General features: G+C 70.4%; 32 protein-coding genes and 1 tRNA gene. 10 read left to right on the top strand and 23 right to left on the bottom strand.

Translation table 11 applies throughout. The features are described 5' to 3' along the window. Positions 1 to 15 precede the first annotated feature (15 nt). From ACZ7CD_RS04545 to ACZ7CD_RS04525, 5 genes are all read right to left on the bottom strand, one after another. The gene (locus ACZ7CD_RS04545) at positions 16 to 825 is read right to left on the bottom strand and encodes a hypothetical protein (protein WP_470372880.1); all 810 of its coding nucleotides are present in this window, start codon (positions 823 to 825) and stop codon (positions 16 to 18) included. Position 826: 1 nt separating this feature from the next. Continuing rightward, the gene (locus ACZ7CD_RS04540) at positions 827 to 1,348 is read right to left on the bottom strand and encodes a SigE family RNA polymerase sigma factor (protein ID WP_470369987.1); all 522 of its coding nucleotides are present in this window, start codon (positions 1,346 to 1,348) and stop codon (positions 827 to 829) included. Positions 1,349 to 1,433: 85 nt separating this feature from the next. Next, positions 1,434 to 1,772 carry a DUF952 domain-containing protein gene (locus ACZ7CD_RS04535; protein WP_470378301.1) on the bottom strand — a complete coding sequence of 113 codons (339 nt, stop codon included), beginning with the start codon at positions 1,770 to 1,772 and terminating at the stop codon, positions 1,434 to 1,436. A 49-nt stretch (positions 1,773 to 1,821) separates the two neighbouring features. Next, on the bottom strand, positions 1,822 to 2,757 hold the full coding sequence (locus ACZ7CD_RS04530) for a DUF5926 family protein (RefSeq protein ID WP_360397010.1): 936 nt from the start codon (positions 2,755 to 2,757) through the stop codon (positions 1,822 to 1,824). A 26-nt stretch (positions 2,758 to 2,783) separates the two neighbouring features. Further along, positions 2,784 to 3,524, bottom strand: coding sequence for a glycerophosphodiester phosphodiesterase family protein (locus ACZ7CD_RS04525; protein ID WP_360397011.1), 741 nt, complete (start codon positions 3,522 to 3,524; stop codon positions 2,784 to 2,786). An 88-nt stretch (positions 3,525 to 3,612) separates the two neighbouring features. On the opposite strand from ACZ7CD_RS04525, the gene ACZ7CD_RS04520 reads away from it, so the two are divergent. Then, the gene (locus tag ACZ7CD_RS04520; RefSeq protein WP_360397012.1) at positions 3,613 to 4,800 is read left to right on the top strand and encodes a cytochrome P450; all 1,188 of its coding nucleotides are present in this window, start codon (positions 3,613 to 3,615) and stop codon (positions 4,798 to 4,800) included. A 40-nt stretch (positions 4,801 to 4,840) separates the two neighbouring features. Here ACZ7CD_RS04520 and ACZ7CD_RS04515 read toward each other — a convergent pair whose 3' ends face one another. From ACZ7CD_RS04515 to ACZ7CD_RS04465, 11 genes are all read right to left on the bottom strand, one after another. Then, positions 4,841 to 5,812 carry a glycerophosphodiester phosphodiesterase family protein gene (locus tag ACZ7CD_RS04515; protein WP_470378300.1) on the bottom strand — a complete coding sequence of 324 codons (972 nt, stop codon included), beginning with the start codon at positions 5,810 to 5,812 and terminating at the stop codon, positions 4,841 to 4,843. Positions 5,813 to 5,870: 58 nt separating this feature from the next. Then, on the bottom strand, positions 5,871 to 6,776 hold the full coding sequence (locus ACZ7CD_RS04510) for a DUF4328 domain-containing protein (protein WP_458429789.1): 906 nt from the start codon (positions 6,774 to 6,776) through the stop codon (positions 5,871 to 5,873). 2 nt (positions 6,777 to 6,778) lie between these two features. Then, positions 6,779 to 7,126, bottom strand: coding sequence for a rhodanese-like domain-containing protein (locus ACZ7CD_RS04505; protein ID WP_458434273.1), 348 nt, complete (start codon positions 7,124 to 7,126; stop codon positions 6,779 to 6,781). Between the two features lie 51 nt (positions 7,127 to 7,177). After that, positions 7,178 to 7,954, bottom strand: coding sequence for a hypothetical protein (locus tag ACZ7CD_RS04500; RefSeq protein WP_470369724.1), 777 nt, complete (start codon positions 7,952 to 7,954; stop codon positions 7,178 to 7,180). After that, the gene (locus ACZ7CD_RS04495) at positions 7,954 to 8,439 is read right to left on the bottom strand and encodes a SigE family RNA polymerase sigma factor (RefSeq protein WP_470378299.1); all 486 of its coding nucleotides are present in this window, start codon (positions 8,437 to 8,439) and stop codon (positions 7,954 to 7,956) included. The genes ACZ7CD_RS04500 and ACZ7CD_RS04495 overlap by 1 nt, the downstream gene beginning before the upstream one ends. A 123-nt stretch (positions 8,440 to 8,562) precedes the next feature. Continuing rightward, complete coding sequence (locus tag ACZ7CD_RS04490; RefSeq protein WP_360397018.1) at positions 8,563 to 10,155, bottom strand: solute symporter family protein; 1,593 nt, start codon at positions 10,153 to 10,155, stop codon at positions 8,563 to 8,565. Further along, positions 10,152 to 10,502: a DUF485 domain-containing protein gene (locus ACZ7CD_RS04485; protein WP_360397019.1), complete on the bottom strand. Its 351-nt coding sequence runs from the start codon at positions 10,500 to 10,502 to the stop codon at positions 10,152 to 10,154. Before ACZ7CD_RS04485 ends, ACZ7CD_RS04490 begins: the two co-directional genes overlap by 4 nt. Positions 10,503 to 10,770: 268 nt before the next feature. Next, entirely contained in the window at positions 10,771 to 12,561 is a 1,791-nt protein-coding gene (locus ACZ7CD_RS04480) for a sodium/solute symporter (RefSeq protein WP_458429791.1), read from the bottom strand. A gap of 1 nt (position 12,562) precedes the next feature. After that, a complete protein-coding gene (locus ACZ7CD_RS04475) occupies positions 12,563 to 12,991 on the bottom strand; it encodes a hypothetical protein (RefSeq protein ID WP_360397021.1) in 429 nt (142 codons plus the stop codon). Further along, positions 12,988 to 13,854, bottom strand: coding sequence for a LytR/AlgR family response regulator transcription factor (locus tag ACZ7CD_RS04470; RefSeq protein WP_360397022.1), 867 nt, complete (start codon positions 13,852 to 13,854; stop codon positions 12,988 to 12,990). The genes ACZ7CD_RS04475 and ACZ7CD_RS04470 overlap by 4 nt, the downstream gene beginning before the upstream one ends. A gap of 63 nt (positions 13,855 to 13,917) precedes the next feature. After that, the gene (locus tag ACZ7CD_RS04465) at positions 13,918 to 14,781 is read right to left on the bottom strand and encodes a S49 family peptidase (RefSeq protein WP_360397023.1); all 864 of its coding nucleotides are present in this window, start codon (positions 14,779 to 14,781) and stop codon (positions 13,918 to 13,920) included. 102 nt (positions 14,782 to 14,883) lie between these two features. On the opposite strand from ACZ7CD_RS04465, the gene ACZ7CD_RS04460 reads away from it, so the two are divergent. Beyond that, complete coding sequence (locus ACZ7CD_RS04460) at positions 14,884 to 15,051, top strand: hypothetical protein (RefSeq protein WP_360397024.1); 168 nt, start codon at positions 14,884 to 14,886, stop codon at positions 15,049 to 15,051. Between the two features lie 248 nt (positions 15,052 to 15,299). Here the strand turns inward: ACZ7CD_RS04460 and ACZ7CD_RS04455 are convergent, their stop codons facing one another. Next, positions 15,300 to 16,562, bottom strand: a complete 1,263-nt coding sequence (locus ACZ7CD_RS04455; RefSeq protein ID WP_360397025.1) for a sensor histidine kinase — start codon at positions 16,560 to 16,562, stop codon at positions 15,300 to 15,302. Between the two features lie 111 nt (positions 16,563 to 16,673). Between ACZ7CD_RS04455 and ACZ7CD_RS04450 the strand changes: the two genes are divergently transcribed. Genes ACZ7CD_RS04450 through ACZ7CD_RS04440 form a run of 3 tightly spaced genes read left to right on the top strand, consistent with a single transcriptional unit; the run spans position 16,674 to position 19,376 of the window. After that, positions 16,674 to 17,381, top strand: a complete 708-nt coding sequence (locus ACZ7CD_RS04450) for a (Fe-S)-binding protein (protein ID WP_470378397.1) — start codon at positions 16,674 to 16,676, stop codon at positions 17,379 to 17,381. Then, a complete protein-coding gene (locus tag ACZ7CD_RS04445) occupies positions 17,363 to 18,781 on the top strand; it encodes a LutB/LldF family L-lactate oxidation iron-sulfur protein (protein WP_470372884.1) in 1,419 nt (472 codons plus the stop codon). The genes ACZ7CD_RS04450 and ACZ7CD_RS04445 overlap by 19 nt, the downstream gene beginning before the upstream one ends. Next, entirely contained in the window at positions 18,774 to 19,376 is a 603-nt protein-coding gene (locus ACZ7CD_RS04440) for a LutC/YkgG family protein (RefSeq protein WP_470372885.1), read from the top strand. Before ACZ7CD_RS04445 ends, ACZ7CD_RS04440 begins: the two co-directional genes overlap by 8 nt. On the opposite strand, the gene ACZ7CD_RS04435 is transcribed toward ACZ7CD_RS04440, so the two are convergent. The 3 genes from ACZ7CD_RS04435 to ACZ7CD_RS04425 form a co-directional block, all read right to left on the bottom strand. Beyond that, on the bottom strand, positions 19,369 to 20,235 hold the full coding sequence (locus tag ACZ7CD_RS04435; protein ID WP_360397028.1) for an Fpg/Nei family DNA glycosylase: 867 nt from the start codon (positions 20,233 to 20,235) through the stop codon (positions 19,369 to 19,371). The genes ACZ7CD_RS04440 and ACZ7CD_RS04435 overlap by 8 nt on opposite strands. A gap of 15 nt (positions 20,236 to 20,250) precedes the next feature. After that, entirely contained in the window at positions 20,251 to 20,688 is a 438-nt protein-coding gene (locus ACZ7CD_RS04430) for a DUF983 domain-containing protein (protein ID WP_360397029.1), read from the bottom strand. 72 nt (positions 20,689 to 20,760) lie between these two features. Beyond that, positions 20,761 to 22,092 (bottom strand): sigma-70 family RNA polymerase sigma factor, encoded by a 1,332-nt coding sequence (locus ACZ7CD_RS04425; protein WP_360397030.1) that lies wholly within the window; start codon positions 22,090 to 22,092, stop codon positions 20,761 to 20,763. A 159-nt stretch (positions 22,093 to 22,251) separates the two neighbouring features. Between ACZ7CD_RS04425 and ACZ7CD_RS04420 the strand changes: the two genes are divergently transcribed. From ACZ7CD_RS04420 to ACZ7CD_RS04410, 3 genes are all read left to right on the top strand, one after another. Continuing rightward, a complete protein-coding gene (locus ACZ7CD_RS04420) occupies positions 22,252 to 22,650 on the top strand; it encodes a DUF7674 family protein (protein ID WP_360397031.1) in 399 nt (132 codons plus the stop codon). A 38-nt stretch (positions 22,651 to 22,688) separates the two neighbouring features. Continuing rightward, positions 22,689 to 22,761, top strand: a tRNA-Gly gene (locus ACZ7CD_RS04415). Between the two features lie 143 nt (positions 22,762 to 22,904). Next, entirely contained in the window at positions 22,905 to 23,330 is a 426-nt protein-coding gene (locus ACZ7CD_RS04410; RefSeq protein WP_360397032.1) for an OsmC family peroxiredoxin, read from the top strand. Here ACZ7CD_RS04410 and ACZ7CD_RS04405 read toward each other — a convergent pair. Next, complete coding sequence (locus tag ACZ7CD_RS04405) at positions 23,305 to 24,090, bottom strand: cytochrome P450 (RefSeq protein WP_470378298.1); 786 nt, start codon at positions 24,088 to 24,090, stop codon at positions 23,305 to 23,307. The genes ACZ7CD_RS04410 and ACZ7CD_RS04405 overlap by 26 nt on opposite strands. 54 nt (positions 24,091 to 24,144) lie before the next feature. Between ACZ7CD_RS04405 and ACZ7CD_RS04400 the strand changes: the two genes are divergently transcribed. Both ACZ7CD_RS04400 and ACZ7CD_RS04395 read left to right on the top strand, forming a co-directional pair. Continuing rightward, the gene (locus ACZ7CD_RS04400; protein ID WP_458429802.1) at positions 24,145 to 24,390 is read left to right on the top strand and encodes a hypothetical protein; all 246 of its coding nucleotides are present in this window, start codon (positions 24,145 to 24,147) and stop codon (positions 24,388 to 24,390) included. Positions 24,391 to 24,504: 114 nt separating this feature from the next. Then, positions 24,505 to 24,897 carry a contact-dependent growth inhibition system immunity protein gene (locus tag ACZ7CD_RS04395; RefSeq protein WP_360397035.1) on the top strand — a complete coding sequence of 131 codons (393 nt, stop codon included), beginning with the start codon at positions 24,505 to 24,507 and terminating at the stop codon, positions 24,895 to 24,897. A gap of 250 nt (positions 24,898 to 25,147) precedes the next feature. Here ACZ7CD_RS04395 and ACZ7CD_RS04390 read toward each other — a convergent pair whose 3' ends face one another. Both ACZ7CD_RS04390 and ACZ7CD_RS04385 read right to left on the bottom strand, forming a co-directional pair. Further along, positions 25,148 to 25,408, bottom strand: coding sequence for a hypothetical protein (locus ACZ7CD_RS04390; protein ID WP_360397036.1), 261 nt, complete (start codon positions 25,406 to 25,408; stop codon positions 25,148 to 25,150). Positions 25,409 to 25,464: 56 nt separating this feature from the next. Beyond that, positions 25,465 to 25,752: a helix-turn-helix domain-containing protein gene (locus ACZ7CD_RS04385; protein WP_470372888.1), complete on the bottom strand. Its 288-nt coding sequence runs from the start codon at positions 25,750 to 25,752 to the stop codon at positions 25,465 to 25,467. Positions 25,753 to 25,856: the final 104 nt, after the last annotated feature.

The following is a 25,856-nucleotide window of genomic DNA, read 5'->3' as shown; positions in this document are numbered from 1 at the left end:
TTCGGCCACGTCGGGTCAAGCTCCGGAACAGTCGCTGTCGGCGAGGCGCATGCGCACGGCCTTGACCGTGGTGCCGTCGTTCTCGAAGACGTAGAACCACTTCGGCGACGTGTTCATCTGCACGACGAGCTCCGGACCGTTCTGGGTGGCGGCCGGATAGGCGTTCCTGAGATCGGTGACCGTCGCCCCGGCGCCGATGTTCCTCGACGTCTTGGCGTACTCGGGCAACGTGATCCGGACGATTCCCCTGGCCGCGGAGATGATGACGGCCTTCGGGTCGTTCACCGACGTCATGGCGTAGTTCTTGCACGCCTCGTCCGGCTGGGGCTTCGGTGGGACCAGCATCTCGGTCTTCAGCGCGTCGGCCTCGGTCATCGTCAGCCGCAGCTTGTTGTAGACCGGTGCCGCCGCCTCCGGGGCGCGGGACGGCGTCGTGGTGCCCGTCGTCGACCTCGTGGTGCTGCCGCTGCCGGTGTTGCCGTTGCCGTTGCCGGGGTGGGTGCCGCTCGGGGGAGGCACGTCCGCCGGCACGGTGATCGTCTCGGTGATCACGGTGGTCGACGGCGGCGGGGTCGTCGTGGACGAGGCGGAGGTCGAGAGCGCCGACCCGGCCACGTCCGTGTCCACCGGGCCGTGCCTGAGCTGCACCAGGCCCACGCCGGCGCCGATCAGCACCACCACCGCGAACGCCCCTGCGGCGGTGCTGCGGCGGTGCCGGCGGCGCCGGGCACCGCGGACGACCGTCTCCTCCGCACGGGACGAGACGTGCAGATCGAGGCGTTCGTCGTCCTTGAAGAGCCGGCGCAGCTCGTCCTCGACGTTCACGTCAGTCCCTCCCCAGGCGTGTCCGCAGACTCGCCATCGCCTTGCTGGCCTGGCTCTTCACGGTGCCGCAGGAGATCCCCAGCGCGTGCGCGATCTCGGCCTCGCTGAGGTTCTCGTAGTAGCGCAGCACGACCACGGCGCGCTGCCTCGGCGGCAGGTCGCGCAGCGCCTGCCACAGCGGCTCGTGCTCGAGCCGGCTCAGGTCCGACGTCACCGGCGTGTCCGGGAAGTCCGCCACGAGGTTCTCGCGGCGACGCCGGCGCCAGGTGCTGATGTGCGTGTTCGCCATGGCCCTGCGCACGTACGCGAGCGGGTCGTCCCCCTTGCGCAACACGGCGGGCCAGCGCGAGCCCACCTTCTCCAGGACCGACTGGACCAGGTCTGCCGCGTCGTGCGGGTTGCCCGTCAGGGCGTGCCCGTACCGCAGCAGCCCCGGCATCGACATGCGCACGAACTCAGCGAAATCCCCCACGGTTTCCGCTCTTCCTCCGCCGCCGGCCGCGGCCCACTCAAGTTGCAGCACCGCGGTCACGGCACGTCCTCTCCCCCGGGCAACCTGGCATCGAGGAGATCACGCACGTTCGCGGCACCCGGTTGCCGCCGCCGCGTCACGGAACGGCAACGGCCTCCGGCAGCACGAAAGACCCGCCCGGTGAGCACGGGAAGTCGTGGACCTGCACGACCGCCTCGACCGGGATCGGGCCGTACACGTGCGGGAACCACAGCGGCGAGTCGGGCACGGCCTCCCACCGCACCGGCACGCCGAGCCGTTCCGGGTCGACGACGAGCAGCAGCAGCCCGTCGCGCCCGTGGAAGAACTTGCCCGCCGTCACGTGCACGACGCCCCGGTCGGAGCAGTGCACGAACTCCTCGCCCGCGGCGGGCGTGATCGAACCCGCCGACCGGGCCGCGGCCCAGTCGGCGGTCGAGATGATGTGCAGCAGCACTTATCCACAGCTCCTTGTGGACAACCCTGTGTACAACTCGGTCCGAGCGTCAGCGCAGGGTGATCTGGCGGCCCCGGAGGCCGTCACGGGCCCGGCGCTCGGCGTCGGTCAGCGGCTCGTCCGAGGCCAGTGCCTCCAGCAGGCGCTTGCCCAGCGCCTCCGCCGGGTCGGCCCACTCGCGCGCGTGCATCTCGCGGTCGAGGTCCCACACCGGCACCAGCAGGCCGTGCGCGCGGAACGACCCCGCGTACCGCGAGCCCTCGCCCAGGTCCAGCTCGCCGCGGGCGGCCAGCCGCGCCATCGCGGGGATCAGCTTCTCCTCCGGCTCCGGGCGGACCCAGCGCAGGTGCGCCTTGTCGCCCGCGTCCACCCAGTAGGCGGCCTTCACGCCGGGCGCGTCCACGCGGTCGGTCGGCAGGATCGCCGCGTTCGCGCGTTCGAGGGAGAGCGCCACGTCACCGGTCGGCTCGGTGCCCTCCGGCATCCACCAGATGAAGTCGGTGTGCAGCTGCGGCACGATCTCGGCCTCGGGGTCGAGCAGGTCCTGCAACCGGCCGGGGTGCTCGCCGTTGTCGGGGCCGACGACCGACAGCACCTCACCGGTCTTCGCCTGCTGCGCCCACAGCAGCGCCCGCGCGAGGTCGCGGCTGATGTCACCGGAGCGCGTCTGCACCTGCAGGCCCACGAACGGCACGTCGTCGCCGCGGATCAGACCGGCCGCCGCCGTCGGCAGCACCGTGGCCAGCGTGACCTCGCGACCGTCCTTGACCGGCAGCTTCGCGACGGCGGACGGCACGAACTCGCGCAGCGCGATCAGCTCGCACTCGGCGGCGAGCCCCTCGAACGGGCGGGACACGATCACGTCCGCCGCACCGCCGGGGGCACCGTGGCAGGCCTTGTACCGCTTGCCGGAGCCGCACGGGCAGGGCTGCTTCGGGTTGATCCCGTCCTTCGGTGCGTCCTTGACAGCGGTCCGCTTGGCCACCTCGGCCCTCCTCGTGCTCAGGCTTGTCAGGTCGCCAAGTTAGCCGTCAGCAGGCGGCGCGTGTTCGCCGGGGCGTTCGTCGCGAGGTAGCGGACGCCCAGGTCACGGCACAACGCGATGTCGTCCGCGTCGTCCACCGTCCACACGTACGTCTCGTGGCCCGCTCTGCGGGCGCGGTCGACGTACCCGGGATCGCGGCGCAGCAGGTGGATGCCCGGTCCGGTGCAGTCGGCGAACGGCGGCAACGCACCGCCGCGGTATCGGCCGAGGCGGTCGAGCAGCAGGACCGTGCGGACGTCCGGCGCGAGCTCGCGGAACAGCCGCACGGCGCTCGCGGAGAACGACATCATGACGATCTGCTCCCGCAGCCCGTGCTCCTCCAGCGCGGCGGCGAGCTTGCGCTCGACCTCGTTGCGGTAGCGCACCGGGTGCTTGGTCTCGATGAACAGCTGCACGTTCGTGTCCTTGACCAGCTCCAGCAGCTCGTGGAGCCGCAACAGCCCGGCCGGCTGACCGTGCCGGTGCCAGCTGCCGTAGTCGTGCCGCTGCAGTTCGGCCAGCGTCAGCGCGCTGACCGTGCCGCGGCCGTCGGACGTGCGGGTGAGCGTGCGGTCGTGCACGCACACGAGCTCGCCGTCCCTGGTCAACCTGATGTCGCACTCCAGCCCGTCCGCGCCTTCCTCCAGCGCGAGCTCGTAGGCCCCGATCGTGTGCTCGGGGCGGTCGGTGGAGGCACCGCGGTGCGCGACGACTGATGGCTGCTGCACACGTCGCACCTTAGTTCCCGAACAACAATTTGAGACGTCAATCAACTCACCGTGGACTTCGGCGCCACCTCGACTTACCGTCCGCGTTGTGACGTTCGACCAGCGCGATCCCGCGTTCATCGCCGACCCGTACCCGGCCTTCGCCTCGCTGCGGGCCGCGGGTGAGGTGCACCACCACGAGGGCATGGGCATCGCCGTCGCCGTCTCGCACGCCGCCTGCTCCGCCGTCCTGCGCCACCGCTCGCTGGGCCGCCTCTGGTCGGACGTGAAGCCGGTGGAGCGGTTCCTGTCGTTCAACCTCCTGCACCGCAACTCGCTGCTGGAGAACGAGCCGCCGGTGCACACCCGGCTGCGCCGCCTGGTCGCCGCCGCGTTCGGCCGCGGGCACGTCGAGCGGCTGCGCCCGTGGGTGGCCGAGCTGGCCGACCGGCTGGTGGACGAGCTGACCGCCAAGGTTTCCGACGTCGGTCAGGCCGACCTGCTCGCGCACGTCGCCGCGCCGCTGCCGGTCGAGGTGATCGCCGAGCTGCTGGGCGTGCCCGCCTCCGACCGCTACCTGTTGCAGCCGTGGTCGAACGCGATCGTGAAGATGTACGAGTACGGCCTGCCGCCCGAGCAGCAGGACGCCGCCGAGCGGGCCGCCACCGAGTTCGTCGCCTACCTGCGCGAGCTGATCGCGCTGCGCCGCGTCTCCCCCGGCGCCGACCTGGTGTCGGACCTGGTCGCGGTCACCGACACCGACGGTGCCCGGCTCACCGAGGACGAGCTCGTCGCCACCGCCGTGCTGCTGCTGATGGCGGGCCACGAGGCCACGGTCAACGTGATCGGCAACGGCGTGTACGCGCTGATGGAGCACCGTTCGGAGTGGGAGCGCCTGACGCCGGAGCTGCTGCCCACCGCCGTCGAGGAGCTGATCCGCTACGACTCGCCGTTGCAGCTGTTCGAGCGCACGGCCACCGACCGCGTCGAGATCGCGGGCCACGTGCTGGAGCCCGGCGAGAAGATCGCGGCACTGCTCGGCGCGGCCGCACGCGACCCGCTGGTGTTCGACCGCCCCGACGACCTCGACATCGGCCGGGAGAAGAACCAGCACCTCGGGTTCGGCATGGGCATCCACTACTGCCTGGGCGCGCCGCTGGCGCGGATCGAGGTGGAGGCGGCGCTGTCGGCGTTGCACCGCAAGCTGCCCGGCGCGGTGCTCGCGCAGCAGCCCGACCGGCGCGCGGAGTTCGTGATCCGCGGCCTGCACTCGCTGATGCTCGCCGACGGGGCCTGATCGGACGACCTGGGCACTTCGGCCGGTCCGTCGGGACCGACTAGCGGCGCGGGTAGCGCCGGGGGAGCGTGAACCCGCGCTCCGCGAGCACCGTCCGCAGCCGGTCGGGGTGGTCGGTGATCAGGCCGTCGACCCCGGTGTCGATCACCTCGTGCATCCGCGGCACCTCGTCCACGGTCCACGGGATGACGGCGAGGCCCTGTCCGCGGGCTTCGGTGACCAGCTCGCGCGTGGTCATCGTGTGCACGGGCGACAGTGCCTTCGTGCCGAAGCTCTTGACCGCCCTCGGCACGCTGCCGCCGAAGTCGGCGAGGTCGAGGCCGCCGGTCCACGGTGACCCCGGCCGCAGGAAGTCGGGCTGGGTCAGCGCCACCAGCGGGATGCGGGGCTCGACCTCGCGCAGGCGCATCAGGGTGCCCCAGTCGAACGACTGGACCGTCACGTTCGGCAGGAAGCCGGAGCGGCGGACCTCCGCGACGGTGCGGCGGACGAACTGCTCGCGCGGGGCGGTCTCGTGCGGCGCGGCGGCTTCGACCTTGGTCTCGATGTTGAAGCGGACGCCCCATGCGCGGTGGGCGCGGGCCAGTGCGAAGAGCTCGGCCAGGGTGGGCATGCGGGCGCCGGGCGAGAGTTCCTGGTCCGGGTACTGCGACCAGCGGGTGCTGCCGCAGTCGAGGGTTCTGACCTGGGCGAAGGTCAGGTCCTTCACGTACTTGCCCGCGTAGGGCCAGGCGGGGTCGCCGGGGAACGCCGGTGCGGTGTCGAGGCACTTGGCCGGGTTCGTCCTGCGGTCGTGGGTGATGACCTCGCGGCCGTCGCTGGTGATCTGGAGGTCCAGTTCGAGGGTGGTGACGCCGAGCGCGAGGGCCTTGCCGAACGCCTTGAGGGTGCTCTCGACGGTCAGGCCGATGCCGCCGCGGTGGGCCTGCAGGTCGAAGTCGCGGTGCGGGTGCGCAGCCGCCAGGCCCGGTGTGGCCAGCGCGATCACCAGGGCCCCGATGAGTGTCCGCATCCTCCCAACCTGGCAGTCCCGCGCGACGCCGGGAAGGCCGCCGCGGGAACGGCGGAGGTCAGCGGGGCGAACCGGAGGGGCGGAAGGAGCGCAGCGGTGGTGCCGGGGCGTCCTTCACCTCGACGACGCGCATCAGCCGGACGGACGCGGCGTCCACCGGCAGCAGCAGGGTCGTGGTGCGGCGGATCACCAGTGCGGTCGTGACCTCGACGCCGGCGAGCACCAGGTCGCCGAGCGCGTGCAGCAGGACGCCGTCGGCCTGGGCCTGGGTGCCGTCGCGCAGCAGCCAGAGCATGGTGATCACGAACAGGACGCCGGAGGACGCCCACAGGCCCCACCACCACAGCAGCAGCCGGGACGGGCGGGGGCGTTCGCCGGCGGGACGGCGGGCGACCGCGTGTTCCAGCTCGGCGAGCACCGAGCCGGGCACGACCAGGTTCACGCCGGGGACGAACAGGCTGAGCAGCGCGGAGCGGTTGGAGCGGGACGGGCCGTAGCCGACGATCGTCGCGGCCACGTTCCTGGCGCGGCGCACCCACAGCACCGTCAAGATCAACGCCAGCGGCCAGCCGACCAGCAGGATCGCCGACGAGGACACGACCATCGCGTCCGACGTGGAGACCACGCCCGCCGAGAGCGCGCCGTAGCGGCTCATCGCGAGCAGCACGTACCGCCAGACCTCGGACAGCGCCGCCCACACCGCGACGAACGCGACGAGCCACAGCGTGTTCTGCGCGGTCCTGCCGATCCGGCGCACCCCGTCGACGGAGTCGCCGCTCTCGGCCGTGTCGAGCACGGCCGTCGGCCAGCGCCACGCCAGCAGCGGGAACCCCCACCGCGGCGGCACCGGGTAGTGCGGCGGACCGCCGTAGCGCAGCCGCTGCGACCGGCGCGAGGGCTGCGGGTACGCACCGGGTGGCGGTGTCGCGACCCAGTCCACGCGCATCGGCTGCAGCGGCTGCACGGTCAGATGACCTCGGGTTCCATGCCGTCGACGCCGCCCTCGAGCGGACGACCGTGGGCGTCCCAGTGCTGCATGCCGCCCTCGACGTTCACGGCCTCCCAGCCGTTCTCGTTGAGGTACTGGGTCACGCGGGCGGAACGGCCACCGGCCCGGCACACGACGTAGAGCTGCACGTCGTTCGGCACCTCGTCCAGGCGCGCACCGATCTCGCTCATCGGGATGTGCAGCGCGCCGGGGGCGTGGCCCGCGTCCCACTCGTCCTGCTCGCGCACGTCCAGCAGGACGGCGCCCTCGGGCAGCTTCTCGGGGACGTCGGCGATCTCGACGCTGGGAACAGTCACACCGTGAATGGTGCCATGCCGGAAGTTGCACCTCCGTGAACCTCCGGCACGGCCGCACCCTCAGGACACCTCCGCGACGGCGGCCCCGAGCCTCACGAGCTCCACTTCGGACAGCGGCACTGCCTCCCGCGTGGGCTGGGAGCTCATGCGGCCCGCGTTGACCTGCTCGACGCGGAACGCCAGCCGGTCGGCGCGGAAGACGTACAGGGTCTGCACCTGCAGCTCCGACGGTGCGTCGACGCCGGGCGCGTACAGCTGGAACACGGTGCCGTCGGCGCCGGTGAGGCGCCGGCTCGCGGCACACGTGCCGGTGGCCCACCGCGCGCTGTCCGCCGCCGCGGCCGGATCACCCTCGAAGCGGGCCAGCGCGAACCGCAGGCTCCCGGCGCCCTGTCCGTCGAGGACGTCGACCCGGAAGCCCCGGCGGTCGCCGTGGTGGACGCTCGCGGGGCCGTTGGCGTCCTCGGGGAGCTCCGAGTCGACGACCCGGTCGGGCAGCACCGCCTGGGCCGAGTCCCGCCAGGCCCGCATCTGGCCGGTCGAGGGCAGGAAGGCGCCCATGTTCCGCACCACGTCCGGCTGCGGACCGGCCTCGCCGCAGCTCACCCGCGGCCAGTTGGCGGGATTGGTGGCGAGCGACAGCTCTGGCTCGACCGCTCCCCTCCAGACCGCACCGCCGATCCCGACCGCCGCCACCACGGTCAGCACGCCGCCCGCGAGCCCGGCCCTGCGCACGGCCACCCGGCGCCTGCCCCGCCGCAGCACGTCGTCCAGCGTCGTCGTCGGTGGTGGCGCGGGCACGTCGAGAGCTCCGCGCAGCTCGTCTTCGATCGTCATCAGGCACCCTCCGCGTTGACCGGCTCGCCGTACGCCTCGCGGAGCGTCGCCAAGCCCCTGGCCGTCTGGCTCTTCACGTTGCCCTCGGAGCAGCCCAGCTCGGCCGCCGTCTGCTCGATGGACAGGTCGTGCACGTACCGCAGCACCAGCGCGGCCCGCTGTTTCGGCGGCACCTTCCGCAACGCCGCGTGCAGCCGGGCATCGAGGTCGCCGAAGCCGCCGACGATGCCGTGGTCCGGCAGGTCGGCGACCGGGCGTTCGCGGACGCGGCTGCGGCTGTTGATGAACAACCGCGTCACGGTCGTGCGGACGTACGCCTCGGCGGTCTCGCGCCGGACGCTGGGCCACTTCGCGTAGGCACGCACGAATGCGTTCTGCGCGAGCTCTTCGGCCTCCGACCAGTCGCCGCACAACGCGTACGCGGTGCGCCGCACCCAGTCGAACCGGCTGGTGAAGAACTCCGAGAACTCCTCGTCTCGTCGCACTCCCGGTCCCCCATGCTCGTGCTGCGGTCATGTTCACTACACAGCCGGCACCAGCGGGGTTGCACGGAAACGCGGAACGGGCCGCCCCGGAAACCCGGAACGGCCCGTTCGGCAGTGCGCGGACTAGTGCGCGGTGGCCTTCTCGGCACCCGCACCGGTGAGGGAGCGGACCTCCATCTCGGCCTGCTTGACGGGGTCGGCCTTGTCCTTCGACAGGATCGTGCCGACGTAGCCGAGCAGGAACGCGATCGGGATCGAGACGATGCCGGGGTTCGACAGCGGGAACAGGTCGAAGTCGGCGTTCTTGAACATCGAGGTCGGCGTGCCGGAGACGGCGGGCGACAGGATGATCAGCGTGATCGTCACGATCAGGCCGCCGTAGATGCTCCACAGCGCACCGGAGGTGTTGAACCGCTTCCAGAACAGCGAGTAGAGGATCGTTGGCAGGTTCGCCGAGGCGGCGACCGCGAAGGCCAGCGCCACGAGGAACGCGATGTTCTGGCCGTTGGCGATGATGCCGCCGCCGATGGACACGAGGCCGATGACGATCGCGGTGATGCGGGCGACCTTGACCTCGGAGTTCTTGTCCTCCTCCTGACCCTTCTTGATGATGTTGGCGTAGATGTCGTGGGCGAACGACGCCGATGCCGTGATCGTCAAGCCGGCCACGACCGCGAGGATCGTCGCGAAGGCGACGGCCGCGATCAGGCCGAGCAGGATCGGGCCACCCAGCTCCAGCGCGAGCAGCGGGGCGGCCGAGTTGGCCTTGCCGGGTGCCGCGTTGATCTTGTCAGGGCCGACGAGCGCACCGGCGCCGTAGCCGAGGACCAGGGTGAACAGGTAGAAGATGCCGATCAGCCAGATCGCCCACACGACCGAGCGGCGGGCTTCCTTCGCCGTGGGCACGGTGTAGAAGCGCATCAGGATGTGCGGCAGACCCGCGGTGCCGAGCACGAGGGCCAGCGCCAGCGAGAGGAAGTCCAGCTTGCTGGTGTCGGTCTTGCCGTACTGCAGGCCGGGGCCGAGGAGCTTCTCGCCCGCCTTCGGAGCGGCGTCGACGGCGGCACCGAGCAGCGAGGACAGGTTGAAGCCGTACTTGCCGAGCACCCAGAGGGTCATGACGCCGGCACCGGCGATCAGCAGGACCGCCTTGATGATCTGCACCCAGGTGGTGCCCTTCATGCCGCCGATGAGGACGTAGGCGATCATCAGGGCGCCGACCACGGCGATGACGAGGGCCTGGCCACCGGTGCCCGTGATGCCGAGCAGCAGGGCGACGAGACCACCGGCACCGGCCATCTGGGCCAGCAGGTAGAAGAACGAGACCGCCATGGTCGACGTGGCGGCGGCGGCGCGGACCGGGCGCTGGCGCATCCGGAAGCTCAGGACGTCGCCCATCGTGTACTTGCCGGTGTTGCGCAGCAGCTCGGCGACCAGCAGCAGCGCGACGAGCCACGCCACCAGGAAGCCGATCGAGTACAGGAAGCCGTCGTAGCCGTTGAGGGCGATGGCGCCCGCGATGCCGAGGAACGAGGCCGCGGAGAGGTAGTCACCCGCGATGGCGATGCCGTTCTGCGGGCCGGTGAAGGCACGGCCGGCGGCGAGGTAGTCGGCAGCGGTCTTCGTGTTGCGGCTCGCCCGGATGACCACGAACAGCGTGATCAGGACGAAGACGCCGAAGATGCTGATGTTGAGGATCGGGCTCGACTCGTTCACTTGCCGTCCCCCTCGATCTCACCGCGGAGCTTCTCCGCCAACGGGTCGAGGTTCTTGTTGGCGTGCCGCACGTACAGCGTCGTGATGACGAAGGTCGACACGAACTGCAGCAGGCCGAAGAGGAGCCCGACGTTGATGTTGCCGATCACCTTGGTGGACATGAAGCCGTGCGCGTAGTCCGCGAGCAGCACGTACAGCAGGTACCAGGCGAGGAAGAGGGCGGAGACGGGGAACACGAACTTGCGCAGGCGCTGCTTCAGCTCGGTGAAGTCGGCGCTCGCTTGCACGTCGACCCACTTCTGCGCATCGGGGGACGACTCGCTCGGGGTGTGCTCAGTGGTGCTCACAGTCCCCTCCTCGCGGTACTCGGCGTAGGGCTCAGCAACGTGGCGGGCACGTCATTGCCTCCAGGTGCGGTCCGTTCTTGGTCGAGAACCGTATGGAGACTTGAGTCACTCAGGTAAGACTCTGTTCGTGCCCATGCGCCCAGCAGTCGGGTGAAGCGGCGAACGGTCAGTATTCGAAGACGAAGGGCACCGAGCGTGACCGGAATCACCGTTCACCGATTCGAGTGACCAATTTTCACCCGTTCGAACCGCTGACTACTCAGCGTGTTTACGCAGATCCCCTGCGCTCGTGACCGGCCATCCTGGCCTTCTCCTCCGCGGTCCCGAAGCGGGCGACGTCGCGGTCGCGGATGAAGCCGAGCGGGTCGGGGGCGTGCAGCCGCAGCAGGATCTGGTTCACGTCGGCGGGCGCGCGCCTGCGGGTCGCCTTGCTGACGACGATCATGGTCAGGAACGCGATCGGCACGGTGATCAGCGCCGGCTGGGTGAACACGGCGGGCGCCCAGCGACCGGTGTAGGAGCTGATCACGCTGACCACCTGCGCCGTGATGACCATGCCGCCACCGACGACGAGACCGCACACGGCACCGACCCACGTGAGCCCGCGCCACCAGATCCCGAGGACCAGGAGCGGGCAGAAGGTGGACGCGGCGAGCGCGAACGACATGGCCACGGTCAGTGACGCGTCGGCCCGCGGCAGCAGCAGCGCGAGGCCGATCGCGACGAGTCCGGTGAACACCGTCGCCCACCGGAAGTCACGAACCTTGCCCGGCATGATGTCCGTCGAGACCACCCCGGCGACGGACACGACGAGCCCGGAGGAGGTCGACAGGAACGCCGCGAACGCGCCGGCCGCGACGATCGCGCCGAGGACCTGGCCGCCCAGGTTCGGCACCATCGTCTCGGGCAGCATCAGCACCGCCGCGTCGGTCTTGCCGTTCACCAGCAGCTGCGGCAGGTACAACCGCGACAGCACGCCCAGCACCGTCGGGAAGATGTAGAACAGGCCCAGCAGGTACAGCACGTGCAGCGCGGTCCGGCGGGCCGCCTTGCCGTCCGGGTTGGTGTAGAAGCGGACCAGGACGTGCGGCAGGCCCATCGTGCCGAGGAACGTCGCGAAGATCAGCGAGTACGTCCGGAACAGGTCGGACAGGCCACCGGTCTGCGGGCGCATCCAGTCGCGGTTGGTCGTGGGCGACCCCTCGACGACGGGCACCGGGGCGCCGGCCGTGAACTCCATGACCGTGCCGGGGCTGAGCTCGTAGACGCCGCGGCTCCAGTACACCGCGCCGTTCGCGTCCCTGCCGTCGATCCGGCCGCGCACCACCAGCTGCAGCGGCTCGTCGACGCGGACCTTGATGTCCTGCTCGGCCACGGTGATCGTCTCGGCGGCCGGGAACCTGACCACGCCACCGTCGCTGATCGGCTGCGTGCCCCGGTCCGGCGCGACGAGGAACACCACGAAGAGCACGAACGTGGGCGCGGCGATGGCGAAGAGCTTGCCCCAGTACTGGAACGCCTGCACGAGCGTGATGGCCCGCATGCCGCCGCCCAGCACGTTGACGACCACGATGGCCGTGACGACCAGCCCGCCGAGCCACGCGGGCAGGCCGGTGATCGTCGTGAGCGTCAGGCCGGCCGACTGCAGCTGCGGCACCAGGTACAGCACGCCGATGCAGACGACGAAGAACGTGCTGAAGTGCCGCACGTTCACCGACCCCAGCCGGGCCTCGGCGAAGTCCGGCAGCGTGTACGCGCCGGAGCGCCGCAGCGGTGCCGCGACGAACAGCAGCAGCGCCAGGTAGCCCGCGGTGAAGCCGATCGGGTACCAGAGCGCGTCGATGCCGTCCTTGAGCACGAGTCCGGCGACGCCCAGGAACGACGCGGCGGACAGGTACTCGCCGGAGATCGCGGCGGCGTTGCGGGTGGCGGGGATCGACCGCCGCGCCACCAGGAAGTCCGGGGTGGTGTTCGCGGTGCGGGAGCCGACGTAGCCGAGCAGGAACGTCACCAGTGCGACGGCGACGATTGCGGTGAGGCTCCAGATGGTGGCGTTCACGTCAGCGGTCGACCATGTTCACGAAGTCGCGCTCGTGCCGTTCGGCCTGCCTGCGGAACACCCACCCGACCGCGTAGAGGGCCGGGAAGGGCGCGAGGCCGAGCACGAGCCAGGGGACGCCGATGCCGAGGACCTCGATGCCCCCGATCGCGGGGAACAGGTAGAAGGTGATCGGCAGCAGGCACATGCCGACCAGCACCGCGAACGCGAGCCCGAACGCGGACCTGAGCTGCTGCTTGATGAGGTCGCGGATCAGCTTCTCGCCGACGCTGGTCTGCTCCTCCAGCTCGATGATCGTGCGCGGTGCCTTGCTGCGCGACTTCGTCGAGTCCGCGAGCACCACCCTGCGCCTGCGCGGTTTGCGGGCCTGCTCACCGAGCCAGGCCTCACGGGCGGCCTGTTCGGGCTTTCCCGCGTCGTGCCTGCTCACCAGCCGCTCTTCGGCGGTCGCACGATCCGCTCCTTGAGCTCCTTGGTGTGCCTGCGGCTGACCGGGAGCTCCTTGGCGCCCTCACCGGTGCCGATCACGACCGCGTAGCCGTTCGCCGTCATCCGCAGCTCGCTCACCAGCGGCAACGCCACCAGGTACGAGCGGTGGATGCGCACGAAACCCGCGTTCGCCCAGCGCTCCTCCAGCTGCGCGAGCGGGATGCGCACGAGGTGGCTGCCCTCCTGCGTGTGCAGGCGGGCGTAGTCGCCCTGCGCCTCGACGTACCGCACGGAGGCGCGCGGCACGAGCTTGATGGTGCCGCCCAGCTCGACGGGGATGACCTCGTCGTCACTCGGTTCGGCGGGGTTCTGCGCTGCCTGGCCCGTCGCGGCCGCGGGCGCCGCGGTGCGGCCCACCCGGTCGGCGACCCGGGAGATCGCCTTGAGGACGCGTTCCTCGTTGATCGGCTTGTTGATGAAGTCGAGCGCGCCGACGTCGAACGCCGTGACGAGCGCGTCCCGTTCCTCCACACCGGTCACGAAGACCAGCGCGGGCGGGTACCGGAACGCGCTGAGCACCCGTGCGAGGTCCATGCCGGAAAGTCCGGGCATGTTGATGTCGGCGAACACCGCGTCGACCGGCGGAAGGCCGGCCTTGGTGCGCGCCATCACCTCCTGCTCGTAGTCGCCCCGCAGGATCCGCAGCGCCTCCGCGGCGTCGAATGCCGTCAGCACGCGCCGGATGTGGGGGCTGCTCTCGAGGAGGAACTTGATCTCGCTCAGGCCGGGAGCCTCGTCATCGACTGCGAGGACGAGGAGACCGGCGTTGTCTTGGATACTCACTGTGTCGGGCATCTTGCCCATCAATGTGCGGTCATGTCTACGCCGGGACCGGCCCCGACACGCCCGGTGAAACCGAACTGATGCTCACAGCCCGAATCGGGACCAGCGAGCACGTTCTTCGAGGCTTGTCAGCACCTGCGTGACGAGATCCCCCGATCGGGTGGACGCCCCGGCCAGGCCCAGCTTGGCCAGCAAGGGCCTGCGCGGTTCGACGACCGTCAGCTCGGCGTCCGGGAAGCGCTTGGCGAGCACGGACCGGATCGTGCCGATGCCGTCCGCCAGGCCCAGTTCCACGGCCTTGGCGCCGGTCCACACCTCACCGGTGAAGAGCTCGTCGTCGGCCGCCTTGAGCTTCGCGCTCCTGCGCTCCTTCACCCACGCCTTGAACTGCTCGTGCAGGTCGGCGTGCAGCCCCTTGAGCCACTCGACGTCCTCTGGCTTCTCCGCCTGGAACGGGTCGAGCCGCACCTTGTTCTCACCGGCGGTGTAGACCCGCCGCTCCACACCCGCCTTGTCGAGCAGGCCGTTGAGCCCGAACCCGGCGCTCACGACACCGATCGAGCCGACGAGGCTCGTCCCGTGCGCGTAGATCTCGTCGCCGGCACACGCCAGCCAGTAGCCGCCCGACGCCGCGACGTCCTCGCAGAACGCGAGCACCGGCACGTGCTTCTTCGTCGCGAGCTCCCGGATGCGCTCTGCGATCAGAGCGGACTGCGTCGGCGCACCGCCGGGCGAGTTGATGAGCAGGGCCACCGCGATCAGGCGCTCGTTGTCGAACGCCCGGTTGATGGCCGTTTCCACGTTCTGGAGGCTGATCGTGTTGCGGGCCACCGGTGACGACTGCGGGGTGATGACCCCGTGCAACCGCACAGCGGCGACCACCGGCGGGCGTTCACCCCGGTCCATGACCCGCGGAAGACGGGCCGCGATCTTGTCCGTGACGCTCATGTGCTCGACAGTACGTGCGTTTCGCGGTCACGCGGGAGCCGAGCCGGGTGCAGGTTGCTCCCGCGTGACGTGGAACACGTGGTGCCGGGTTAGAGTCGGCGGGTGACGTTCAACCCCATCCGCTGGCTGGAGCGCTATGTCGAGTGGTGGGACGACCGGGGCAGGCAGAACGCCGCCGGGCCGACACCGATGCACATCTACTGGATGTGGGTGAGCTGGAGCGTCTGCGCCGTCGCGCTGATCACGACCTTGGCCGTCGCAGCGCGCTGAGCTGCGGCGTTGCCGATCAGCACTTGCAGCTGGAATAGCCCTTCGCGGTGCACTTGATGCAGACGCGAACGCGTTCGGGTGCTCGTTGTTCCTGCAATTGATGATGCCCTTAGCTCGCGGCCGGCCTTCGTCGGTTCACCCGACCGGCTGTTCATTGGTCACCACCACAATCGGCAGGTTCGAGGGTGGGGTTGAGGATCGTTGCCAACACAAGTTGAGTTGGTCCGAACGGCTCTCCGCACGGTCGCTCAGGCGCGGACCACGGGCTGTTCCGCCGTCATCGGCTCGTCGGTCAGCTGCGTGCCGATGTTGAGGTTCGGCAGCACGTTCCGGGCGAACTTCGGCACCTTGAGGATGACCTTGGTGCCCGCGTTCGGGGCGGTCTCGACGACCAGCGCGTACTCGGCGCCGAACACCGTGCGCATGCGGTCGTTGATGTTGCCGATGCCGACGTGCGCACCGGTCTGGTGGGCGTCCTTGATGTCGTCGAGGCGGTCGGGGTCCATGCCGACGCCGTCGTCCTCGACGCTGATCAGCGCCTCGTTGCCGTTGTCCTCGGCGGTGATGGTGAGCATGCCGCCGCCGGGCTTCCTGGCCAGGCCGTGCCGGACCGCGTTCTCGACCAGCGGCTGGAGCACGAGGAACGGCAGGACGACCTGGAGGACCTCGGGGGCGATGCGCAGGCGCACGTTCAGGCGGGAGCCGTAGCGGGCCTGCTCGATGGTCAGGTAGCGGTGGATGTTCGTCAGCTCGTCGGCGAGGGTCGTGAACAGGCCGTCGGTGCGGAACGAGTAGCGCGTGAACTCGGCGAACTCCTGCAGCAGTTCGCGGGCGTGGGCCGGGTCGGTGCGGATCAGCGAGGAGATCGTGTTCAGCGCGTTGTAGACGAAGTGCGGGGAGATCTGGGCGCGCAGGGCCTTGACCTCGGCCTGGGCGAGGGCCTGGCGCTGCTTCTGCACGACCTCCAGCTCGAGCTGGGTCGAGACGAAGCGTGCGGTCTCCTCGGCCATGCGGATCTGGCGCTTCGAAGCGACGCCGGAGACGACGATCAGGGTGCCGGCCACCTCGCCCTCGACAACCAGCGGGACCACGACGACGCTGTGCAGGGAGCACGGCCCCTGCAGCTCGCAGCCGAGCTTGCGGTGGTCGACGTGCTCCTTGTGACCGGTGTTGATCGCGCGGGCGACGGTGTCGTGGAGGTACTCGTAGTGGTCGTTGGCGCCGCCGTCCCACGACAGGACGGTGCCCTCCTCGTCGGTGATGGCGACCGCGACGCAGCGCAGCATCTCGCGCAGGTGGGGGGTGGCCTTGTTGGCGGCTTCCTCCGTCAAGCCCGCCCGGAGGTCGCTCGACGCCCTGGACATGCGGTCGAGCATGTCCATCACAGCGTCCTCGACGGAGGTGCTGACGCGTCGAGCGCGGCACAGCATCACGAAGAGGCCGAGAACGGCCAGGGTCGCGATGACGCCGAGCACAGCGCGCTCGGTCAACAGGTCGCCCACGGTGCACATGCTGTGCTGTGGGACGCCCCTATAGCAAGAGGCAGCCTCGGCGTACGCCCGTACGGTCCACCGGCCCGGGTAGACATCCGATGACTTTGGGGAGAGGGTGTGCCGGTGAAAGTGGCACTGTTCGCGACCTGCCTGACCGACACGCTCTTCCCGTCGACGGCACGTGCGGTGGTCCGTTTGCTGGAACGACTCGGCTGCACGGTCGACTTCCCGCTCGACCAGACGTGCTGCGGCCAGATGCACTTCAACACCGGCTACCGGGAGAAAGCCCGGCCGCTGGCGCGCAAGTACACCGACGTCTTCGGAGGGTACGACCACGTCGTTGCGCCATCCGGGTCATGCGCGGGCATGGTTCGGGAGGTCCACCCCGCGCTGGGCACGTCTCCCCCGCGCACGTTCGAGCTCGCCGAGTTCCTCGTGGACGTGCTGGGAGTGACGGACGTCGGCGCGTGGTTCCCCCACCGCGTCACCTACCACCCCACCTGTCACTCGCTGCGCTTGTTGGGAGTCGGGGACAAGCCGCTGGCGCTGCTCAGGGCGGTCAGGGGACTCGATCTGGTGGAACTGCCCGACGCGACGCACTGCTGCGGCTTCGGCGGCACGTTCGCGGTGAAGAACGCCGAGACGTCCACGGCGATGCTGGCGGACAAGATGCGGTGCGTGCTCGACACCGGCGCCGAGGTGCTGTCCGCCGGTGACAACTCCTGCCTGATGCACATCGGCGGTGGCCTGTCCCGGTTGCGGGCCGGCGTCCGGTCCGTGCACCTGGCGGAGGTCCTGGCTTCGACGGAGGAGGACCCGTGGCGCGCAACCCCGTGACGTGGCTGGGCAGCCCGACGTTCCCGAAGGCGGCCAAGGAGGCGCTGAACGACACCCAGCTGCGGCAGAACCTGCGCAAGGCCACCGGCACCATCCGCGGTCGCCGGGCCGCCGCGGTCGCCGAGCTGGATGACTGGGAGCAGCTGCGGGTCGCCGGCGAGCAGATCAAGGACGACGTGCTGGCCCGCCTCGACACCCTGCTCGTGCAGCTGGAGGAGTCGGTCACGGCGCGCGGCGGCGTCGTCCACTGGGCCCGTGACGCCGAGGAGGCCAACCGGATCGTGCTCGGCCTCTGCCGGGAGGAGGGCGCGACCGAGGTCGTCAAGGTCAAGTCCATGGCCACCGCCGAGATCGGCCTGAACGAGGCGCTCGAAGCCGGTGGCGTGCACGCGGTCGAGACCGACCTGGCCGAGCTGATCGTGCAGCTCGGCGACGACCGGCCGTCGCACATCCTGGTGCCCGCGATCCACCGCAACCGCTCGGAGATCCGCGACATCTTCCAGCGCCGCATGGGCGTCGAGGTGAGCGACGAACCCGCGGACCTCGCCGAGGCGGCGCGGCTGTACCTGCGGCAGAAGTTCCTGAGCACCAAGGTGGCGATCTCCGGTGCGAACTTCGCCGTCGCGGACACCGGGTCGATCGTGGTGCTGGAGTCCGAGGGCAACGGCCGGATGTGCCTGACCCTGCCGGACACCCTGATCACCGTGATGGGCGTCGAGAAGCTCGTGCCCACCTGGCAGGACCTGGAGGTCTTCCTCCAGCTGCTGCCGCGCTCGTCGACCGCGGAGCGGATGAACCCGTACACGAGCGTGTGGACCGGCGTGACGCCCGGCGACGGCCCGCAGCGCTTCCACCTCGTGCTGGTCGACAACGGCCGCACCGCGGTGCTGCGGGACTCCGTCGGGCGCCAGGCGCTGCGGTGCATCCGGTGCTCGGCGTGCCTAAACGTCTGCCCCGTCTACGAACGCACCGGCGGCCAGTCGTACGGCTCGGTCTACCCGGGACCGATCGGCGCGATCCTGACGCCGCAGCTGGTCGGCGACCTGCACGACCCGCAGGCGGCCTCGCTCCCCTTCGCCTCCTCGCTGTGCGGCGCGTGCTTCGAGGTGTGCCCGGTGCGGATCGACATCCCGTCGGTGCTCACCCACCTGCGCGCGGAGGTCGTGGAAGCCAAGGGCCGCACCGCGGAGTCGGTGGCGATGGCGGCCGCGGCGTGGGTGTTCGCCTCGGCCTCGCGGTACGAGAAGGCGCAGAAGGCCGGTTCGCTGGCCCGTTTCCTGGCGAAGGACGGGAAGATCAGCTCGTTGCCGTGGCCGGGGTCCAGGTGGACGTCCTCGCGGGACGTGCCCGCACCGCCCGCCCAGTCGTTCCGCGCGTGGTGGAAGGAGAACCGTGGCTAGCGCCAAGGAGGAGATCCTGCGGCGCATCCGCGACGCGCGGGTGCCCGCCGCCGCACCGGTCGTGCGCGGGTACCACCGCGAAGGGCCGGGCGGCGTCGAGCTGTTCGCCGAGCGGGTCGCCGACTACCGGGCGGTCGTGCACGTCGTCACCGACGTCCCCGCGGCGCTGACCTCGTTGCGGGGCAAGCGGGTCGTGGTGCCCTCCGACGTGCCGGACGAGTGGCTGGCCGACGGTGTGGAGTGGCTGCGCGAGCCGTTGTCGATCGAGGACCTGGACGGCGCGGACGGCGTGCTGACCGGGTGCGCGGTCGCGATCGCCGACACCGGCACGATCGTCCTCGACGGTGGTGTGGCTCAGGGCCGGCGCGCGCTGACGTTGCTGCCGGACCACCACGTGTGCGTGGTGCGGGCCGACCAGATCGCCGGGTCGGTGCCGGAGGCGCTGGCACGGCTGGAACCGACGCGGCCGCTGACGTTCATCAGCGGCCCGTCGGCGACGAGCGACATCGAGCTCAACCGGGTGGAGGGCGTGCACGGCCCCCGTGTCCTGGAGGTGCTCGTCCTCGTCCTCCCCGGTCAAGGGGTGGTTATTTGAGCAGGCGCGACAACCGGCGGTCGGCCAGCGGCTTGCCGCCGGTCTGGCAGGTCGGGCAGTACTGGAACGCCTTGTCCGCGAACGACACCTCGCGCACGGTGTCGCCGCACACCGGGCACGGCAGGCCGGTCCGCGCGTGCACCCGCAGGCCGGAGCGCTTCTCGCCCTTGAGCCGGGCCGCGTCCTGGCCCACCGAGCGGGCCACCGCGTCCGTCAGCGTGCTGATCATGGCCTCGTGCAGCCGGTCGAGCTGCTCGTCGTCGAGGCGCCCTGCCGTGGCGTAGGGCGAGAGGCGGGCCAAGTGCATGATCTCGTCGGAGTAGGCGTTGCCGATGCCCGCGATCAGGCCCTGGTCGGTCAGCGCGGTCTTGAGCCGCTCGGTGCGCTTGTGCAGCAGGTCCTCCAGCTGGGTGCGGGAGAGCTGCAACGCGTCCGGGCCGAGCCGCGCGACCGAGGAGATCGTCTTCGGGTCGTGCACGATCCACGCGGCGAGGCCCTTCTTGGTGCCCGCCTCGGTGAGGTCGAAGCCGGGGCCCTGGCCGGGCGGGCCGAGGTGCACGCGCAACGCGAGCGGGCCGCGGCCCTGCTTGGGCGGCGGGGCCGCCATGGTGTCCGCCCAGCGCAGCCAACCGGCCCGCGCGAGGTGCACGACCAGGTGCAGGCCGTCCGCGACCTCCAGGTCCAGGTGCTTGCCGTGCCGGTGCGCGGCCACGACCTCCTGGCCCTGCAGCGCGGTCCACGGCGGGTCGAACGTCTTCAGCACCTGGAGCGACGCCACGTCGACGCGGTGCACGGTGCGGCCGACAGCGTGTTCACGCAGGTGGTGAACCAGTGCTTCTACCTCGGGCAGCTCGGGCACCGCTCCAGTGTCGCATCAGTCGACGGGTTGCAACGGGCCTTCGACGTCGGGCAGCGAGTGCATCTCGATCGTCCTGGCCACCCGCGAGGCCTCCTGGCGCACGGCGAGCGGGCCGCGGACCTGGCCGATCCACCGCTCCGGCGGCAGCTCGTCGGCGGTCGCCTTGCTCTCCGCGACCAGCGTGTGCGGGCGGCGCAGCGCCCAGCGGACCGGGAAGAACAGGAACAGGAAGATCAGCGCGAGGACCAGCCACGAGGGCACGACGACCTCCTCGGGCGTCCACGCGATCAGCACGACCGTCATGACGAGCAGCAGGCCGGCCATCATGATGCCGGGCAGCGCACCGCCGCTCACGTCGTGCTCGAAGTCGTCGGACAGCACCGGGTTGCGCCACTCGATGCGGCTGTGCACAGTCCACATCCGCCCGTCCGCACCGCGTACCAGCCGCGTCATGACACCGTCTCCCACGCTCAGTCGGTCTTGGTCAAACCGTACCGGTCGCGGGGTGAGCCTTGTGGGTGAACCTCAGTCGGTCCGCGGTTTCGGGTAGAGCGTGATCGTCGTCGACGTCGTGGGCGGCGGCGTCGGCGGGTCGCACGGCGTGGAGCTGGAGGGTGCCGGCGACGACGAGGACGACGTGTCGAGCGACTTGATCCCGCGCGGCGTCGACCCGGCCGTCTCGACGTCGGAGGGGGCCGGGTCGGAGGACTTCGCGACCGGCTCCGCGCGTTCGGTGGCCGGTTCGCGCTGCTGCTCGGTGACCGGCGGCGGCGTGGCCGTGGTCCTGCGCACCGTCTCGGGACCGGACCGGTGCGCGGCGGGGGCGATCGCGTTGCCCGGCTGCTGCTGCTCCCGCCGCTGCTGCTGTTCGGGAGCGGGCGGGGCCTGGACGAGCTCCTGGCTGTTCCCGCTGGTCGTGCCGGACGGCAGCGACTGGACGACGGGGTGCTGGTCGGGTTGCAGCATCGCCACGCCGGGACCGTCGGAGAACACCGTGGCCACGGTGCCGACCAGGCCGATCGTCGCGACGGACGCGGCGGCGATGGCCAGCTTCGCCTTGCCGAGCAGCACCTTGCCCGCGAACGCGAGCCCGAGCGTGGACGGCACGACCAGGAACGCCGCGCTGGCCCGCAGCGTCGCGCAGACCTCGTTCAGCTCGGCGTGGAGCTGCGAGCAGGACGAGCAGGCGTCCAGGTGGGCGCGGATCCGGCGTTCCTCGACGCCCTGGACCCCGCCCGCGGTGTAGGTGCCGAGCTTCGCCCTGATCGCCGCGCACGACGACCGCCCGTCGTCCACGGCCAGGTGCGCCTGCAGGTAGGCGGCCCGCAACCCTTCACGGGCGCGCCGGGCCAGCGCCGACATGGCGTTGGGCGAAAGACCGAAGTGCGGTGCCACGGTGGCGGGGCGCTCGCCCTCCACCTCGACGCGCCACAGCACGACCCGCCAGCGTTCCGGCAGGCTGGAGAAGGCACGGGTGATCAGGTTGTGCTCGGCGCGCCTGGCGGCGTTGTCGGCCACCGGCTCGGCCCGCCGGTTCAGCTCCTCGTCCTCGACCGGCACGTCCCGCCGCCGGCCGCTCCACTCCCACGCCACCCGGCGAGCGACCGTCAGCAGGTAGGTGCGCACGTGGTCGGTGGGCCCGCTGCCGCGGCGGATCGCCTGCAACATGCGGAAGAACGCCTCGGCGGTGAGGTCGTCGGCCTCGGCCGCCTCGCGGACGTGCCTGAGTGAGAAACGGCGGACCGCGTCCGCGTGCCGGGAGAACAGTTCGCCGTAGGCCGAGTCGTCTCCGTCGCGCACCCTGGCGAGCAGGTCCCGGTCGACCTCGTTCTCGTCGACCATCACAGGGCTCAACATGCCACAAGGGGCCAGACCTGCCCCTGGATGAGAACAGGTCGATACACAAGACCATCCGATCGACGTGGGCTGATCAGCGCAACGCTTTCGGTGACAGGACGGTCACAGGTGGGCGTCGGGCCGTCGGAGGAAGAAGACCCACCGGTTACCGTTGCCCTCGTGGTGGACTGGCGGGAACGGGCGACGGCACTCGTGCCGGAACTTCGCGATGTCGCCATGACCGAGGAATGGTCCTGCCACGTCTTCTTCTCCGAGCTCTCCCAGCTGACCGCGGAAGCGCACCGCGAACAGGACGACGACGTGCTGCGGCGCGCGTACGGGTTCGCGCACTGGTGCTTCCACCAGCCGGAGCAGTTCCTGGAGAACGCGGCGCTGATCAGCTTCTACGAGCACGTGTTCGACGACTGGGACCAGCGCGAGGAAGTGGCGGCGTGGCTGCCGGTCGACGTGCTGCCGAAGGTGCGGGCGCTGTGGGAGTGGCGCTGGCCCAAGGAGCAGTTGGACGAGGTGGACCAGCTGCTGGCCGGTTTGGAGCCCCCCGGTCGAGACGCGGTTTAGCCCTGTTGTATAGTTCTCCACGTACGACAGCAAGACAGGCGGATGTAGCGCAGTTGGTAGCGCATCACCTTGCCAAGGTGAGGGTCGCGAGTTCGAGTCTCGTCATCCGCTCTCGTAAAAGGCCGGTGCCCAGTGGGTACCGGCCTTTTGCGTTGTCCAGGTCCCGCCACGTGGGTTCTCGGGATGATCGGCGGCCGCTCACGTGGAAAGGTGGTCATCGTTCTCTCGCATCGAACGACAAGGACCCGGAGATCATGGCCATCACTCAGACGGCAAACGCGCACTGGGAAGGCTCTCTCGTCGAGGGCAAGGGCAACGTCGCCCTCTCCACGTCGAACGCCGGCAGCTTCGACATCGACTGGAAGGCGCGGGCCGAGGAGGCCGGCGGCAAGACCAGCCCGGAGGAGCTCATCGCGGCGGCGCACTCCTCGTGCTACTCGATGGCGCTGTCGCACGGCCTGACCGGTGCGGGTACGCCGCCCACCTCCATCGACACCAGGGCCGAGGTCAAGTTCCAGGCCGGCCAGGGCATCCTCGGGATCCACCTGACCGTGCGCGCGAACGTGCCCGGTCTGTCCGAGGAGGACTTCAAGACGGCCGCCGAGGGCGCCAAGGCGAACTGCCCGGTCTCCAAGGCGCTCGCGGCCGTCGAGATCACGCTGGACGCCGCCCTGGTCTGAACCGCAGCTCCGCGGGGCCGTGGCTGATCAGGTGCCTGCGCGGGCGGATGGGCTGCTCGACCACCTCGAACGAGCGGTCGAGCAGCTCTTCGGCCACGACGCGGCCCTGCAACCGGGCGAGGCCCGCGCCCAGGCAGTAGTGCGTGCCGTGGCCGAAGCCGAGGTGCGCGGGTGCGGCGGGGCGGCCGGGGTCGAAGGTCTCGGTGAACGCGCGCGGGTCGCGGTTGCCCGCGGCGAAGTCGAGGAACAGGTGCTCGCCCTCAGCGACCGTCGTGCCGCCGACCGACACCGGGCAGGTGGCCGTGCGGAAGAAACCGATGAGCGGCGCGTCCAGGCGCACGACCTCCTCCACCACCCCGGCGAGGCGGCGCTCGTCCCGGTCCAGCCGCAGCAGCAGGCTGGACAGCATGTTCGTGGTCGACTCGGTGCCCGCGACCACGAGCCCCAGGCAGAGCGAGAGCCGTTCCTGCTCGGACAGCTGACGGCCCTTGAGCACGTCGGAGCGCCCGAAGTAGGCGCAGAACTCGTTCATGGCGGCGAAGTACGACCCGAGCACCCGTTCGCTGACCTCCTCGCCGCTGGTCAGCTCCAGCACCGGTGCCACGAACTCGCGGAACAGCGGGAAGTCCGCCTCCGGCACGCCGAGCACGTCGCCGAGGACGCCCAGCGCGAACGGCGCCGCGAACCCGCTCACGAAGTCCGCCTCCTCCGGCAGGCCGTCGAGCAACGCCCTGGCGCGCAGCCGAATCGGATCAGCCATTCGGCGCACGGCCGTCTGAGTGAATTTGTGGTTCGCCGCCGCACGAATTCGCGCGTGCCCGGCGCCGTCGGTGGTGTTGATCGAGTACATCAATTCCAGCAACCGCCGCTGTTCGGGCGGCAGCGCGGCAGCGACGTCCGCTACCTGCGGACCTGTGGCGTGCCGGGACGAGAACGCGGCCGGATCAGCCAGAACGGCGCGCAGCTCGGCATAGGCGGTCACGCGCTGGGCGTTGATTCTCGGATCGAATTCCATTGCAGCATCTTGTCCCGTTTCCAGCCTTTGTCGGAGCCCTGTTGAGCCGAGCACCCGGCTGCGGAATGTCGACGCCCTGAGTGGGCCGGCAGTCGTCCAATGCCGAACCGTTGCCTCCATCCGCCCGCCAGGAGCCGGTTCTGCGGGCACGATGGGTGCGTGGACCGGGACGAAACGCTCACGCACCTGAGCGGCGACGACTGGCTGAGACCGGACTCGTCGTCCACCCAGCTCTACCGGGACCTCTGCGCGTTGCGGGACCTGCCCGTGCGGGAGCTGACACCGACCTCGCTGCACCTGCTGGTCACGCACCAGGTCGGGCTCGACGTGACGGCGGTGCTGGCGCTGGAGCACGTGGAGGCCGACCCCCTGCGGTCCGTAGCCCTCTACCCCGGCGACCTGCTGGCCGCCCTGCTGCGGGTGGACCACTCGTTCTGGACCGACCACCCGGTGCTGCTGGAGCGGATGTCGCTGGTGCTGGACCGCCTGCGCACGCTGCCCGACGGCGACTGGCAGCTGCTGGTCTCCGCGGCCGAGCAGTTCCCCGGTTAGCCGCGCATTTCGCGCTGTCACAGGGCGTGATCAACGCGAAGGATCACAAAAGTCCGACTGAGTAGAAAAGTCCCGGTTTGCTTGACCCAATCGAGTGAACCCGATAGGCAATCCCCGTGTTGGCGGCGATGAGCGGGCCGGGAAGGCTGGCAACCGGTGCGCTCATCGGTGCCGTAGTAGCGGCGTTGTCAGTGCTCGGACCGCTTTTCGGCTCGTTCGCGGCCGGCGATTCGGAGGACCCGCAGGATGCTTATCCGGCCCGCGTTTCCCTTCTCAACACGCCTTCTTTGATGCCGACGCAGACCGAGTCACAACTACAGACAGTGTCATCTGCGCCTTCTTCAGCCCCGTCGTCGTCCGCGCCGTCTTCTTCTTCCTCCACGACAACGACTACGACCACGACGACAACAACAACGCAGGTCGTCACCACTACGACGACCACGACGACGAAACCGCCGGCTCCCACCACGACGACCACACGGCCGCGGCCTACCACCACGACCACGACCACGCGGCCTTGCGGGATCATCTTCTGCTGATCAGGCCGACCGGTTCCCGTCGTCCGGCTCAGGCAGCGTTCCTCGGGGCGAGCCGCACCACCAGCTCCAGGTCCAGCGCGTGCGCGAGGCGGTCCAGCACCGGGATCGTCGGCACCGTCCCACCTGCTTCGAACCGGGCCACCGCGGGCTGTGTCATCCCCGCCGCCTCGGCGAGCTGCGCCTGGCTCCACCCGCGCGCTTCCCGAACCTCCCTGACCGAGCGGCCCAGTTCGAACGCGATGCGGGCCGCCTCGTAGGCCTCGTCAGCCCCGGCCTCAGCCATCCGCCGGTCGCGGAGTTCCTTCCAGCCGGCCAACCTCACCACTCCCCGTCGTGCTCGTCCACGGTGTGCTGCTGATCAAAGAGTTTCCTGCGCCGTCGGCATACAGCAGAACCGACCGGTACCGGTGCCGCCACCCC

Source organism: Lentzea sp. NPDC036949 (assembly GCF_055608075.1).
The sequence above is the reverse complement of the archived record's forward strand: the minus strand, read 5'-3'. Positions and strand labels throughout refer to the sequence as shown.